Origin of the sequence: Flavobacterium sangjuense (assembly GCF_004797125.1) — a bacterium.
GTDB lineage: Bacteria > Bacteroidota > Bacteroidia > Flavobacteriales > Flavobacteriaceae > Flavobacterium > Flavobacterium sangjuense.
Map to the genome: position 1 here is coordinate 2,069,076 of NZ_CP038810.1, position 14,722 is coordinate 2,083,797.

Below are 14,722 nucleotides of genomic sequence, written 5' to 3' on the forward strand. Positions count from 1 at the left end.
TTTTGTAATTGTCTTTTATTAAACTTGTTTACCCCAAATTTATGATATGAAAAGGATAATTCTATTATTGCTTTTGATATTCAGCAACAGCGTTTTATCTCAAAACGTCGAGAAAACAATTGTATTAATTGATTTCGACACCAATCTCCCTATAGAAGATGTAACCGTTTATATTGCAAAAACAAAACAGACTTTGTTAAGCAACGCAGAGGGAAAAGTTACTTTTGTCTTAAAAGGGATTTCTACAATACAAGCAACTCATTCCGCTTATAACGAAATCAAATTAAGATCCACACTCCTGAAAGAGAAAGTTAATGTGTTTTATTTAAAAAACAATGTGAACGGTTTGGACGAAATCATTGTTACCAAAAAGCATCCCCAAAAAATACTGAATGAATTGGTTCATAATTCCAAAAATAAATTAACGATTCCGGCACGATTAAAAGTCTATTCCAGAGAGTTTTTAAAGCTCAATGGGAATTATGCTTATTACAATGACGGACTGCTGAATTTTCAATTATATCGAAATGATAAAAATTTTAAGAACACAATTTTAATTGAGCAAAACAGATCTTATGGTTTATTAAATGATGAAATCAGAGATGATGCCTTGGGGTACAATCTGGATAACATCATGGAGAATTATTATAACTTTAAATACCTTAATCCTCTTTTAGATGTTGACAGCAAGTCAAAATATGATTTTTTGATTAAAACCTATTCCGCCAATTCTGATTATAATTTAATGGTTGTAACTCCCACAGAAGGTAATAAAGGTTTGCGTGATGATTACACCATACTTTACGACAGAACGAAAAAATTGATTGTAGAAGTAAGTACCATAGTTTCTCCAACTACACTCGCCAATGTTAAAGAGAAGAAAGTTGTTGGATCTAAAAATATTTATAAATCTTCTTTTAAAGCAATTTATAGAATTGAAGATTCCGAATATTATTTAATAGGTTCAAAAGAAGAAATCGGTTTTGAAAAAATTGAAAGAAAGAAAACAACCGATATCGAAGTTAAGAATTGCTTTGTAGTAACTCATTTCAATGATAAACCCTTCACTTACAAAGATTATGAGGCTTTTAAGGACAAAACATTGTACAATAAAAAGAACAGCATATTAACCAATTACTGGGATGTTTCCGGACTAACATCTACCCGTGAGGAGCAGAAAATAATTGCTTCCTTCGAAGATTAAGAATCAGCTGTCAAACCTCTTCCAAAAGCTTTTTGCTTCTTGATTTTATTACGCTATATTTGCACACTTTTTATAACAAAAATCAAAAATGAAAGCAGGAATTGTAGGATTACCAAACGTAGGGAAATCAACTTTATTTAATTGTTTGTCAAACGCAAAAGCACAAAGTGCCAATTTTCCGTTTTGTACTATCGAACCAAATATTGGTGTGGTAAATGTTCCTGATCCAAGAATAAACCGTTTGGAAGAATTGGTAAAACCGGAACGTGTTCAGATGGCAACTGTTGATATTGTTGATATTGCAGGTTTGGTAAAAGGAGCAAGCAAAGGTGAAGGTTTAGGAAATCAATTTCTTGCAAACATCAGAGAATGTAATGCAATAATTCACGTGTTGCGTTGTTTTGATAACGATAATATCATCCATGTTGATGGCAATGTAAATCCGATTCGCGATAAAGAAACCATCGATATTGAGTTGCAGTTGAAAGACTTGGAAACTGTTGAAAAACGTTTGGAAAAAGTAAATCGTGCGGCTAAAACAGGTAACAAGGAAGCGCAAACTGAAAAAGCCTTGTTAGACAGAATCCGTGAAGCGTTATTACAGGCAAAATCAGCCAGAACGGTTACGGCTCAAAGCAATGACGAAGAAGTTTTATTGGAAGATTTTCAATTGATTACCAACAAACCCGTTTTATACGTTTGTAATGTTGATGAAGATTCGGCTGCGACCGGAAATAAATATGTGGATCAGGTTCGTGAATTAGTAAAAGATGAAAACGCCGAAGTTATTGTTTTGGCTGTTGGAACTGAAGCGGATATAACCGAATTAGAAACCTATGAAGAACGTCAAATGTTCCTGGAAGATTTAGGTTTAAAAGAACCAGGTTCAGCAGTTTTGATTCGTGCGGCTTACAAACTTTTGAAACAACAAACTTATTTCACAGCCGGAGTTAAAGAAGTTCGTGCGTGGACAATAAACATTGGCGATACAGCACCAAAAGCGGCCGGAGTTATCCACACTGATTTTGAAAAAGGATTTATCCGTGCCGAAGTTATCGCGTTTGACGATTATTCTAATTTAGGTTCAGAAGCAAAAGCTAAAGAAGCCGGAAAGCTGAGAGTAGAAGGTAAAGAATACATTGTAAAAGACGGTGATGTGATGCATTTCCGTTTTAACGTTTAATTCGTTTTATGAAGAAATTAGTATTTACAATCTGTTTAGTTGCTTTGGTAAGCAATGGTATTTTTGCTCAAAGTAAAATTAGACTCGGAGTTAACGGCGGGATGACTTATTCCAGTTTCAGAGGCAATAAAGCTGCAGAAGAACTCGATGCAGGTTTTGATTTTTTAGTTGGAGTTTCTGTGGAATATCCACTCAAAGATAAATTGTCTCTATTGGCTAATTTGTCTTACGACAGAAAAACTGCAGCCGGAACTCCCAGTGGGTTTATTCCTAATCCTGAAGATCCTGCTATTGGGAACCTTAATGCAGAAGCTAATTATCAATATATTACGCTTCCGATAGTATTGAAATATAAAATCGGAGCTAAGCAAAGTTTTTATGCTGATGCTGGATTATTTGTTGGTTATTTGCTAAAATCTCAAACACATGAAGATTACTACAACTCTACTGATGACACAACAAGTTCAAATAAAAAGTTAGATGCCGGTTTGGTTCTGGGTTTCGGTAAAAATTTCAAACTTAAAAACAATCAGGAAATTACCATTGAGCTTAGAGAAAATCTCGGGTTGCTCAATACCAGTAAAGTGAATGTATCCGGAGGGAACTCAGTTAAAACAAATTCACTAAACTTGATTTTAGGTTATTCATTTGATATAAAATAAATTCACATTAAAAAAAGCAACCTGTAGAAATTCTACAGGTTTTTTTATGCTCAAAAACTGCCAACTGCTACTGAATAATGCCAACTATTTTTTGTCAATATCATTATTAATAACTTCTGATTTTATACTTTTATTTCCATGCGATTTCCACTATATTAGCACCAACTCGATAATTTTCAAATGTCAGATCAAAATCAATATACAGAAGACAATATCCGTTCGTTAGACTGGAAGGAACACATTCGTATGCGTCCCGGAATGTACATCGGAAAACTCGGTGACGGTTCTTCACCAGACGATGGTATTTATATTCTTCTCAAGGAAACCATTGACAACTGTATCGATGAGTTTGTCATGGGTGCAGGGAAAGTCATTGAAGTAACCATCAAAGACAAAATGGTTTCTGTGCGCGATTACGGTCGTGGCATTCCGTTAGGGAAAGTTGTTGATGTAGTTTCCAAAATGAATACCGGTGGAAAATACGATTCAAAAGCGTTTAAGAAATCGGTAGGTCTGAATGGAGTGGGAACCAAAGCGGTGAATGCGTTGTCCAATTATTTCCGTGTGGAATCGGTTCGTGACAACCAACAAAAAGCGGCTGAGTTCTCTGCCGGAAATCTTACCATCGAAGAAGATATAGTTGAATCAACCAAGCGAAGAGGAACCAAAGTTTCTTTCGTTGCCGATGAAACCATTTTCAAAAACTACAAATACCGTAACGAGTACATCATCAAGATGCTCAAAAATTACTGTTATTTAAATCGTGGTTTGACGATTTATTATAATGGTGAAAAATACTTCTCAGAATATGGACTAAAAGATTTATTGGAAGAAACCATCTCGGAAGATGATATGCAGTATCCGGTAATTCATTTGGAAGGCGAAGACATCGAAATCGCTTTGACACACAGTAAATCACAATATTCAGAAGAATACCATTCGTTTGTAAACGGCCAGAATACCACACAAGGAGGAACACATTTAGGTGCTTTCCGCGAAGCAATTGTAAAAACCATCAAAGAGTTTTATAACAAACCTTTTGAAGCTTCGGATATTCGTAAATCAATTGTTTCTGCGGTTGCAGTAAAAGTAGAAGAACCTGTTTTCGAATCACAAACAAAAACCAAATTGGGTTCTACCGAAATAGGTCCGAAAGGGCCATCGGTGCGTACATTCGTAAACGACTTTATCAAAACAAAACTTGATAACTTTTTGCATAAAAATCCTGAAGTTGCTGATTTATTACTGCGCAAGATTTTACAAGCCGAGAGAGAACGTAAAGAACTTTCAGGAATACGTAAATTAGCGAAAGACAGAGCAAAGAAATCAAGTCTACACAATAAAAAGCTACGTGACTGTCGTGTGCATTTAACCGATGCCAAAAACCCGAGAAGTTTAGAAAGCACATTGTTTATTACCGAGGGAGATTCGGCTTCGGGTTCGATTACCAAAAGCCGTGATGTGAATACTCAGGCGGTTTTTAGTTTACGTGGAAAGCCTTTGAACTCCTACGGAATGTCAAAGAAAATCGTCTACGAAAACGAAGAATTCAATTTGCTACAGGCCGCTTTGGATATCGAAGAAGACATGGGTGATTTGCGTTATAACAACATCGTAATCGCTACCGATGCCGATGTCGACGGTATGCACATTCGCTTATTGTTGATTACATTCTTCCTGCAGTTTTTCCCTGAGTTGATTAAGGACGGACATTTATACATTTTGCAAACGCCGTTATTCCGTGTGCGAAATAAAAAGGAAACCATCTATTGCTATAGCGACCAGGAACGTGTTGATGCGATTGAAAAACTAAAACCAAAACCTGAAATCACACGATTCAAAGGATTGGGAGAAATATCACCTGATGAGTTCAAGCATTTCATTGGTGAAAGCATCCGATTGGATCCGGTAATGTTAGATAAAGCCACGTCAATTGAGACATTACTTGAATTCTATATGGGTAAAAATACACCGGACAGACAGGTTTTCATTATCAATAATTTGAAAGTGGAATTGGATGTGGTGGAGAAAAATTAATTAAAAGATACTGAATAGTCAGCATAAATGAACAACGACGAAGAAGACGATATAATTCCAAACGAAGACGAGAACGAAAACAACGAATCGTTTGATGACGCTGCCGATGAAGGTTTTGAAGACCTCAAAGGTTCAGGTGATCATTTTTACGATCATGAAGAAGTCAATCCCGAAGATACCATTACCAAAGTTACAGGAATGTACAAGGATTGGTTTCTGGATTATGCTTCCTATGTAATTCTAGAGCGTGCTGTTCCTGCCATTGAAGATGGTTTCAAACCGGTACAGCGTCGTATCATGCATTCGATGAAGGAACTTGATGACGGGCGTTACAACAAAGTGGCGAACATTGTTGGACATACCATGCAGTATCATCCACACGGTGATGCGAGTATCGGTGATGCAATGGTTCAGATTGGTCAAAAGGATTTGATTATCGACATGCAGGGAAACTGGGGAAATATCCTCACAGGTGACAGCGCTGCAGCTTCGCGTTATATTGAAGCGCGTATTTCTAAGTTGGGCCACGATATTTTATATTCTCCAAAAATTACCCAATGGGGAATGTCTTATGACGGTCGACGTGCTGAACCAATAAATCTTCCGGTTAAGTTTCCGTTGTTATTGGCGCAAGGCGCAGAAGGAATTGCGGTTGGTTTATCCACGAAAGTGCTACCACACAATTTCATCGAGCTTATTGAATGTTCGATTAAGGTTTTAAAAAACAAACCATTTACGTTATTCCCTGATTTTCCAACAGCTGGAATTGCAGATGTCTCCAATTATAATGATGGTTTGCGTGGCGGACGTGTTCGTGTGCGTGCCAAAATTGGACAATTGGATAAACAAACCTTGGTGATTACCCAGATTCCGTTTTCAACCAATACTTCAACTTTGATTGATAGTATACTGAAAGCGAATGAAAAAGGAAAAATCAAAGTCAAAAAAATAGAAGACAATACGGCTGCCGAAGTAGAGATTTTAATCCATCTTCCGCCAGGCGTTTCTCCTGATAAAACTATTGATGCGCTTTATGCATTTACGGCCTGCGAAACTTCGGTGGCGCCATTAGGCTGTGTAATTGAAAATCATAAACCGTTGTTTATTGGTGTTTCTGATATGTTGAAAATTTCAACAAACAGAACGGTTGATTTGCTAAAACGTGAGTTGGAAATCCAGTTGGATGAACTCGAAAACAAATGGCATTTTGCTACGCTCGAAAAGATTTTCATTCGTGAGGAAATGTACATCGATTTCAAATTGTATTCCGACAGAGAAACACTTTATGTGTATATGTATGACCGTTTCAAACCTTTTTCTAAATCGTTTGTGCGCGAAATCAATGATGATGATTTGCAAAAGCTGACGCAGATTCCGATGATTCGTATTACGCGTTTTGATTCGGATAAAGCGGATGATGCAATTTCCAAACTGGAAGCAGAAATGGAAGAAGTAAAGCATCATTTGGCTCATATCATCGACTTTGCTATCGACTTTTTCCAAAAGCTAAAAGACAAATACGGAAAAGGCCGTGAACGTCAAACGGAACTGAGAAGTTTTGACAATATCGAAGCAACTAAAGTGGTTTTGCGAAACACCAAACTCTACGTAAACAAAGAAGAAGGTTTCTTTGGAACCGGTTTGAAGAAAGACGAATATGTAGCCGATTGTTCGGATATTGATGATGTGATTGTGTTCCTGCGTGACGGAAAAATGATGATTTCAAAAGTGGATGACAAGAAGTTTGTTGGGAAAGACATCATCCATATTGCGGTATTTGATAAGAACGACAAGCGTACCATTTACAATATGATTTATCGTGACGGAAAAAATGGTTCGACATTCATTAAACGTTTTAATGTTTCGGGCGTTACACGTGATAAGTTTTACGATTTGACTCAAGAAAAAGCAGGTTCGCAAGTCTTGTATTTCTCGCATAATCCAAACGGTGAAGCCGAAGTTATTACGGTTTTACTGCGTCAGGTTGGAAGCATCAAGAAACTGAAATGGGATTTGGATTTTGCCGATATTGCTATCAAAGGAAGAGCTTCACGCGGAAATACGGTAACCAAATATCCAATCAAGAAAATTGAATTAAAGGAAAAAGGAATTTCGACTTTGCGTCCGAGAAAAGTCTGGTTTGATGATACAGTTCAAAGATTAAATGTAGATGGAAGAGGTGAGTTGCTTGGCGAATTCAGACCAAATGACAGATTATTGCTTATCAATCAATCCGGAAAACTGAAAACTATTATTCCGGAACTGACGACGCATTTTGATGAAGATATCGTGGTGATGGAAAAATGGAATCCAAACAAACCGATTTCTGCGATTTATTATGATGGTGAAAAGGAGCGTTACTTTATCAAGCGTTTCTTGGTCGAAAACGAAAACAAGGAAGAAATCTTTATTACTGAACACGAAAAGTCGCAATTGGAAATTGTTTCTACAGATTGGCGCCCAATGGCTGAAATTATTTACGCCAAAGTAAAAGGCGTACAAAAGGATAACCAAACGATAAACCTGGAAGAATTCATTGCGGTAAAAGGAATCAAGGCATTAGGAAATCAACTGACAACAGATAAGCTAAAACAAGTGAATCTATTGGAATCATTGCCTTATGAAGAGCCTGAGCCTGAACCGGCAGAAGAAATGGAAGTCAGCGACGAAACGGATGTTTCGGATGATATACAGACAGAAACAGGCGATGATGGACAAATAACTTTGAGTTTGGAGTAACTACTATGATAAAATTTGACATCAATTAGAATTTAATATTGTAATTATATAACTATATATAAAACAAAGGGTTGTATATTTATACTGTAGAAATTAATCTACAAGTAAATTCAATTAAGATGAAAAGGGTATTCATTTCAGCCATAATAATGGCTTTAGTATTGGTTTCCTGTACTAAAAAAAGTGAAGGAAGTACAACAACCGTTACTTCCGATGATAATGCTACTGAGAAAGTCGAAGTAGTTAAAGATACAGTTAACGAAGAGCCGGAAACATTACCAGCGCAACTTTATGCGTGTTCCATGCATCCGGAAGTGCAGGGAAAACAGAACGATGAATGTTCCAAATGTGGCATGGCTTTAACAGAGCTTGTACCTGGAGAAACCAAATAAAAAAAAACAAATATTCTTTGTACTAAGTATTGACCTTGCTATACCAATAGTAAGGTTTAATTATTTGATGGCTACTTCACTTTTATTTAAAAATTAAATTCTCTTTATGAAACTTTATATTAAAAATATGGTCTGCAGCCGTTGTAAAATGGTAGTGAAATCTGTTTTTGAAAATATTGGAATAATACCCATTTCCGTTGAGTTGGGTGAAGTTGAAGTGAAAAATGATATTGCAGAACATCAAAAAAAGGAATTGATAAAGCAGCTTCGAAGTATTGGTTTTGATTTAATTGATGATAAGAAAAGTAAAGTGATTGATAAGATTAAAACATTAATCATCGATTTAGTTCAGAATAAAAGCAATAATTTAAAAACGAATTTATCCGACTATCTTTCTCAAGAATTGCATCAAGACTACACCACTTTAAGTAACCTCTTTTCGGAAGTAGAAAGCACAACTATTGAAAAGTACTTTATCAATCAGAAAATTGAAAAAGTAAAAGAGTTGATTATTTATGATGAGCTCTCTTTAAGTGAAATTGCATATTCCTTAAACTACAGCAGCGTTTCACATTTAAGCAATCAATTCAAGAAAACAACCGGTTTTTCGCCTACCTATTTCAAAAACTTAAAATCCATAAAGCGGAAGCAGATTGAAGATTTGTAAATTTTGCAAATCAAACCCAAAATTGTGCAAACCTGAAAAATTTTTATCAGGGAACTTTGTGTCATTATTAATAATATTTAAAAATTTTAAAAATGGTACACAAATATCAAATAACTGGAATGACCTGTACAAGTTGCGAAGCAAAAGTAAAATCTGATTTGCTTATGACTGAAAATGTAACGGATGTCAGCGTTTCAAAAGAAGATAATTCTGCAACGATAACTATGAGCAAACACGTTGCATTATCAGATTTGCAAAAGAACCTGAATCCAAAATACAGTATTTCGGCAATTAATCACAGCGAAATTACTGAACAGGCCAAGAGTTGGTTTGAAACTTACAAACCTATACTGCTCATATTTTTTTATATTGGATTAGTAACGTTACTTATTCAGCTCAAAAATGAAAGTTTCAGGAGCATGGAGTGGATGCGTCATTTTATGGTGGCTTTCTTTTTGGTATTTTCCTTTTTCAAATTATTAAACCTAAAAGGTTTTGTTGAAAGTTATGTCATGTATGACGTAATAGCAAAACGGTTACCAATCTGGGGTTATATCTATGCGTTTACAGAGTTAGGCCTGGGAATCGCTTTCCTGATTGATTTCAATCCACTGTTTACCAATGTAGTTACTTTTATCGTGATGTCAGTTAGCATAATAGGCGTATTACAATCAGTTTTGAATAAAAGAAAAATACAATGTGCCTGTTTAGGAGCTGTTTTTAATTTACCAATGAGCCAAGTCACTATCATCGAAGATGCTATAATGATTGGTATGAGTGGAATAATGATTCTTAATCTAATTTAAAATGAAAAAAATACTGCTGATATTAGTATCATTTTTCATAATTTCATTTGCAAATGCACAAACACAGCAAACCTTTTATACCTGTGTAATGCATCCGGAAATCCATGTCACAAAACCAGGAAAGTGTCCGAAATGCGGTATGAATCTGACCAAGGAAAAGCCAAAGTCGGTCAAGAAAAAAGTAGCTTTTCCGCAGCCAAAACCTGTTGCTCCAAAAAAAATGGATGTTAAAAAAGACAGCATTCCACCAGTAACAACTGCAACAAAGCCTAAGGTTACTATTATTTCAAAAAAGAATGACCCACCAAAAACTGTCCGCTATGACTTATATGTTAGGGATACGATAGTTAATTTTGGAAACAAACCCAAACGGGCTATAGCTGTCAACGGCCAGATTCCAATGCCCACATTAACCTTTACCGAAGGCGACACCGCTGAAATTTATGTCCATAACGAATTAGATGAAGATACTTCGCTGCATTGGCACGGATTGTTTTTGCCCAATCAGTATGACGGTGTTCCAAATCTGACGCAGCTGCCTATCAAGCCGCATACAACGCATTTGTACAAGTTTCCAATCATTCAAAACGGAACACATTGGTATCACAGCCACACCGAATTACAGGAACAAATCGGAATGTATGGCTCTTTTATTATGAACAAAAGAAATGAAGATCCAACCTTCCGGAATGGAATTGATGATTTGCCTACTGTTCCGATTATTTTGAGTGAATGGACAGACCTGAAACCCGAAAACGTACATCGCATGCTGCACAATGCTACCGATTGGTTTGCCATTAAAAAAGGAACTACCCAAAGTTATGCTGAAGCGATAAGAAGCGGCCATTTTAAAACAAAGATTATTAATGAATGGAAGCGAATGAATGCCATGGATGTCAGTGATATCTATTATGAAAAATTTTTGATTAATGGGCAAAATGAATCCTCACTTCCTCAATTTAAAGGTGGTGATAAAGTCCGTTTACGAGTTTCAAATGGTGGGGCTTCCTCATATTTCTGGCTGACCTATGCTGGTGGAAAGATTATGGTTGTTGCCAGCGATGGCAATGATGTAGAACCTGTTGAAGTAGATAGGTTACTCATAGCCGTTTCGGAAACCTATGATATTATCGTTACTATTCCTGACGATAAAAAGGCGTATGAATTATTGGCAACACCTGAAGACAGGACAAAATCAACTTCTGTATTTATAGGTGATGGCATAAAGCAAACAGCTTCTCGTTTGCCAAAGCTCAAGTATTTTGAAGGAATGAAGATGATGAATGACATGATGAAGATGAATGGTGATTTGGATGATATGGGAATGAAGATGTCTTACAACCAAATGGATATGAATTCCGTAATGTATCCTGAAGTTACAGGTGATGAAACTCATGCCAATGACAACGAACATTCCAATGAAATTATCACATTGAATTATGCAATGCTCAAATCACCAACCAAAACTAATCTCCCACAGGGCACAACAATAAAGGAATTGAAATTTGAACTGACTGGTAACATGAACCGCTATGTTTGGAGCCTAAACAACAAAGTGGTTTCGGAAACCGATAGAATCCTAATTAAAAAAGGAGAAATCGTGCGTATGGTCATTCATAACAATTCAATGATGCGCCATCCCATGCATCTTCACGGTCATGATTTTAGGATACTAAACGGTCAGGGTGATTATTCACCTCTTAAAAACATCATCGACATCATGCCGATGGAAACGGATACTTTAGAATTTGCAGCAAGCGAAAGTGGCGACTGGTTTTTTCATTGCCATATTCTTTATCATATGATGGCTGGTATGGGAAGAATCTTCTCCTATGAAAATTCGCCTCCAAATCCGGAAATCCCAAATCCCAAATTAGCACAGCGAAAATTATTCGCTGACGACAGGAAATTTCACATTATGACTGAAAATGATTTTGCGACAAATGGAAATGACGGTCATTTCATGATTGCAAATACCCGTTGGAGCATAGGCACAGAATGGCGATTGGGTTATACTGACATGCATGGTTATGAAACCGAAACCCATATTGGACGCTATATTGATAAGATGCAATGGATTATGCCGTTTGTAGGTTTCGATTGGCGTTACCGCAAAATGGATGAAGGCGAAATGGAAACAAACCTGTTCAATCAAACCAATACCAAAGACAATCGTTCCGTATTGAGTATCGGTATCGAATACACACTTCCAATGCTTATTAAGGCGCAGGCTGAATTGTTTACTGATGGTAATTTCAGACTCCAATTTGAACGAATGGATATTCCGGTTTCAAAGCGACTCCGAATGAGTCTGATGTGGAATACCGATAAGGAATATATGGCAGGACTGCGTTATATCTTCACACGCAATTTTGGCGTAACAACGCATTATGACAGTGATATGGGATTTGGTTTGGGAGTCAGCCTGAATTATTAAATGCCCAAGATTTCAAATGACAAACTCCGTCAGAGGCGGGATTTTTTTAATTCAACATTTATTCCTTGCCGCAGCGTATTATGAATTTCAGCAAGCTTATCGACAGTTTTTATCAAGTCCCAAATTTCGGCATCTGAATGGTCATTTGCTTTAACGTCGACTTCATAAGTGATATTTTTAGCTGGTTCACCTTCGCTTCCAAATTCTCCAGAAACAATAACTTGTACGGAATCAATTTTCATATTTCTTTTGCTGGCTTCTCTATATAAATCATTGCAAAAACAAGTAGCCAGCGACAGGAAAAGTAATTCACCACCATTAATTGACGAGCCAAAACCTTCGGGTTTCGGACTAATCGAAATGGGTTTTACTTTATTTTCTGTTTCAACAGTCACTTCATGAAGTTGAAAAGCGCTTTTTACTGATGCACTAATTTTCATAGATTAAGGTTTTTCTCCAACGGCTACGATCATTTCGCATGGTCCGGTAAAGCCCGTTTCAGATTCAAACGTTTGAAGTTCTCTTTCAATTTCCTCCCAAATAGCTTCTTTCTCAGTGTTGGTTAAATTACTCATCATTTGATGCAAGGCGCCAAATGATTCCTTTTCAAATTGCACACACGCACTTGCTGACGGAAGCTGTAAAGGCGAGTCAACAAGTTCTGATTTCACATTTATAAATCCAGCCTGTTCAAATGCTTTTTCGAGAACGCCTTCGGCACCTAAGCTAAAAGGTCCGGGTTGTCCCGGTAAAGGTGGTGGCAATTTTGCTCGATTGCGAATAATAGAAACAGGAATTGAGAAAAACTTATTTTTTTCTGGGGTTGAATAAACAATAGCTGCTATTTTTCCGCCTGGTTTAAGTACCCGCAACATTTCTTTTAATGCCCGCTGCTGGTCAGGAAAATAGATAAGCCCAACTCTGGAAATAACGGCATCAAATGTTTCATCATCAAGAGTCAGGTTTTCACCATCCATTACTTTTGTCTTGATATTACTTAACCCATTTTGTTCTGCCAATTTTTTGGCATATTCCAAAATATTGGAGGAAATGTCGGTCGCTAAAACTTCACCCGAAGGACCAACTTTCTTGGCTGTTGTTATAGATTGTTCACCTGCACCTGCAGCGATATCAAGGACATGATGTCCGGTGCTAATGCCTGCCATAGCAAGCATTTTTTCAGTAGCATTACCAAGCCACTTATTCAGTGTAGGACTCCACCGAAACCAGGCATCGGCTGCTTCTTGCCACTGATCGTGAGTTGTGTTTTTGTATTTAACAGGATCAAATTGTGGTGTTGTTGGTTCCATAATATTTAGAATTTAAGCTTAAAGGTAGCATTAATTATCTAAAACGTTCTGAATCAGTCTAAATAAAATCAAATCCGCATTCTCGACGTTAACATCGTTCAATTGTTTAAAATCTATTTTTTGAAGCAGTTTAATTGAGCTTTGATTTTCTTTATGCGTTGCTGCATCAATTGTTTTTATTCCAAGTGTTTGATTCGCATACTCAATAACTTTTTTTGCCGTTTCGAGCATAATTCCCTGACCCTGATATTCCGTTAAGAGCTCGTATCCAATTTCACATTTATTAATATCATTCTGAAAGTCAAATAAGCAAATTGTACCAATAAGTTTATCTTCCCCTGTCTTTGTAATTGCCCAATATAGAAGTTCATTGTCAATTATACTTTTGATGAAACTCAAGGCATCGTCTAGTGTTTTGCTTGGTTTTCTGTCAAGGTATTTATTTATCGCTGCGTCCGAACGCAATCGCAATATTTCTTCAGCATCACTTTTTGAAAGCTGCCGAAGTGTTAGCCTTTCAGTTGTTAGAATTGGGAATATTTTCGAGTCTGTGGTCATTTGTTTTATGAGAAATTGTCTGTCAAACGGCTGTTGTAGGCAGTTTTATTTCTTAATATATTCATCCCTTAAATCCTTTCCAGCTTCAAAATACGGTTTACTTGGATTTTTAATGACATAATTTTTTATAGCAGTTCTTTCCATTGAATCAATCCAGTTTTGCCCGTATCTATCTTCAATTTCTTTACTCATTACATCTTCATAACAAAAATAATTTAAACCTTTTGGTGGTCCTGTACAAGTTCTTTTTCCCTCTTTCGCAATCATACCATAAGGTTTAATAACTATGTTCAGCTCATCTAGAGTTCCTGCAATACAATCATAAGAATAAAGAACTAATTTGTTTTTCTTAATATCAAGTTTTGCTTTTTTAATTTCAAAAGGGCAAATAGTGTCAATAATTTCAATTTTTTGTTTCGGATTTTTGCGTATCACTTTTTCGTATTCTTCCCAGGAATAAATTTTTATTGAACCGTTAGAATCCGGTTTAGCTGTAACAACTTTCTGTGATTTTTCGCAACCTAATAAGATTATTAAAATTACGATAGTTAAGTTCTTCATGGTTACAGTGAAGTTTATGAAATTGCCTACAACTAATTAATAAGCATGACACTCATACATTATCCATAGCTAATATATAAAAAAGATTACAAATGGCTAACTTTCTAGCCCTGATGGCAGAGAAAATAAAAAGGCTTTCAAATCGAAAGCCTTTTTTATTGTAACG

The 14,722-nt window shown here is 36.4% G+C and carries 13 protein-coding genes; 9 read left to right on the top strand and 4 right to left on the bottom strand.

Annotated features, from left to right (window positions below):
• The first annotated feature begins 46 nt into the window (after positions 1–46).
• The 9 genes from GS03_RS09045 (at position 47) to GS03_RS09085 (ending at position 12,127) form a co-directional block, all read left to right on the top strand.
• A complete protein-coding gene (locus GS03_RS09045) occupies positions 47–1,204 on the top strand; it encodes a hypothetical protein (RefSeq protein WP_136152217.1) in 1,158 nt (385 codons plus the stop codon).
• An 88-nt stretch (positions 1,205–1,292) separates the two neighbouring features.
• Positions 1,293–2,387 (top strand): redox-regulated ATPase YchF, encoded by a 1,095-nt coding sequence (gene ychF / locus GS03_RS09050; RefSeq protein ID WP_136152218.1) that lies wholly within the window; start codon positions 1,293–1,295, stop codon positions 2,385–2,387.
• Between the two features lie 8 nt (positions 2,388–2,395).
• Positions 2,396–3,049 (top strand): porin family protein, encoded by a 654-nt coding sequence (locus tag GS03_RS09055; RefSeq protein WP_136152219.1) that lies wholly within the window; start codon positions 2,396–2,398, stop codon positions 3,047–3,049.
• A 180-nt stretch (positions 3,050–3,229) separates the two neighbouring features.
• Positions 3,230–5,086: a DNA topoisomerase IV subunit B gene (locus tag GS03_RS09060; RefSeq protein ID WP_136152220.1), complete on the top strand. Its 1,857-nt coding sequence runs from the start codon at positions 3,230–3,232 to the stop codon at positions 5,084–5,086.
• Between the two features lie 27 nt (positions 5,087–5,113).
• The gene (locus tag GS03_RS09065; RefSeq protein ID WP_136152221.1) at positions 5,114–7,825 is read left to right on the top strand and encodes a DNA gyrase/topoisomerase IV subunit A; all 2,712 of its coding nucleotides are present in this window, start codon (positions 5,114–5,116) and stop codon (positions 7,823–7,825) included.
• A gap of 119 nt (positions 7,826–7,944) precedes the next feature.
• A complete protein-coding gene (locus GS03_RS13380; protein ID WP_210726611.1) occupies positions 7,945–8,217 on the top strand; it encodes a heavy metal-binding domain-containing protein in 273 nt (90 codons plus the stop codon).
• 106 nt (positions 8,218–8,323) lie between these two features.
• Positions 8,324–8,884, top strand: coding sequence for a helix-turn-helix domain-containing protein (locus tag GS03_RS09075; RefSeq protein ID WP_136152222.1), 561 nt, complete (start codon positions 8,324–8,326; stop codon positions 8,882–8,884).
• Positions 8,885–8,976: 92 nt separating this feature from the next.
• A complete protein-coding gene (locus tag GS03_RS09080) occupies positions 8,977–9,690 on the top strand; it encodes a heavy-metal-associated domain-containing protein (RefSeq protein ID WP_136152223.1) in 714 nt (237 codons plus the stop codon).
• A 1-nt stretch (position 9,691) separates the two neighbouring features.
• Positions 9,692–12,127: a multicopper oxidase domain-containing protein gene (locus tag GS03_RS09085; RefSeq protein ID WP_136152224.1), complete on the top strand. Its 2,436-nt coding sequence runs from the start codon at positions 9,692–9,694 to the stop codon at positions 12,125–12,127.
• A gap of 29 nt (positions 12,128–12,156) precedes the next feature.
• Here the strand turns inward: GS03_RS09085 and GS03_RS09090 are convergent, their stop codons facing one another.
• From GS03_RS09090 to GS03_RS09105, 4 genes are read right to left on the bottom strand one after another with little or no spacing between them, the layout of a single operon-like run.
• Positions 12,157–12,567 carry an OsmC family protein gene (locus GS03_RS09090; RefSeq protein ID WP_136152225.1) on the bottom strand — a complete coding sequence of 137 codons (411 nt, stop codon included), beginning with the start codon at positions 12,565–12,567 and terminating at the stop codon, positions 12,157–12,159.
• 3 nt (positions 12,568–12,570) lie between these two features.
• Positions 12,571–13,437 (bottom strand): class I SAM-dependent methyltransferase, encoded by an 867-nt coding sequence (locus tag GS03_RS09095; protein WP_136152226.1) that lies wholly within the window; start codon positions 13,435–13,437, stop codon positions 12,571–12,573.
• A 30-nt stretch (positions 13,438–13,467) separates the two neighbouring features.
• Complete coding sequence (locus GS03_RS09100) at positions 13,468–13,995, bottom strand: GNAT family N-acetyltransferase (RefSeq protein ID WP_136152227.1); 528 nt, start codon at positions 13,993–13,995, stop codon at positions 13,468–13,470.
• Between the two features lie 45 nt (positions 13,996–14,040).
• A complete protein-coding gene (locus GS03_RS09105; RefSeq protein ID WP_136152228.1) occupies positions 14,041–14,556 on the bottom strand; it encodes a hypothetical protein in 516 nt (171 codons plus the stop codon).
• Between the last annotated feature and the right edge of the window lie 166 nt (positions 14,557–14,722).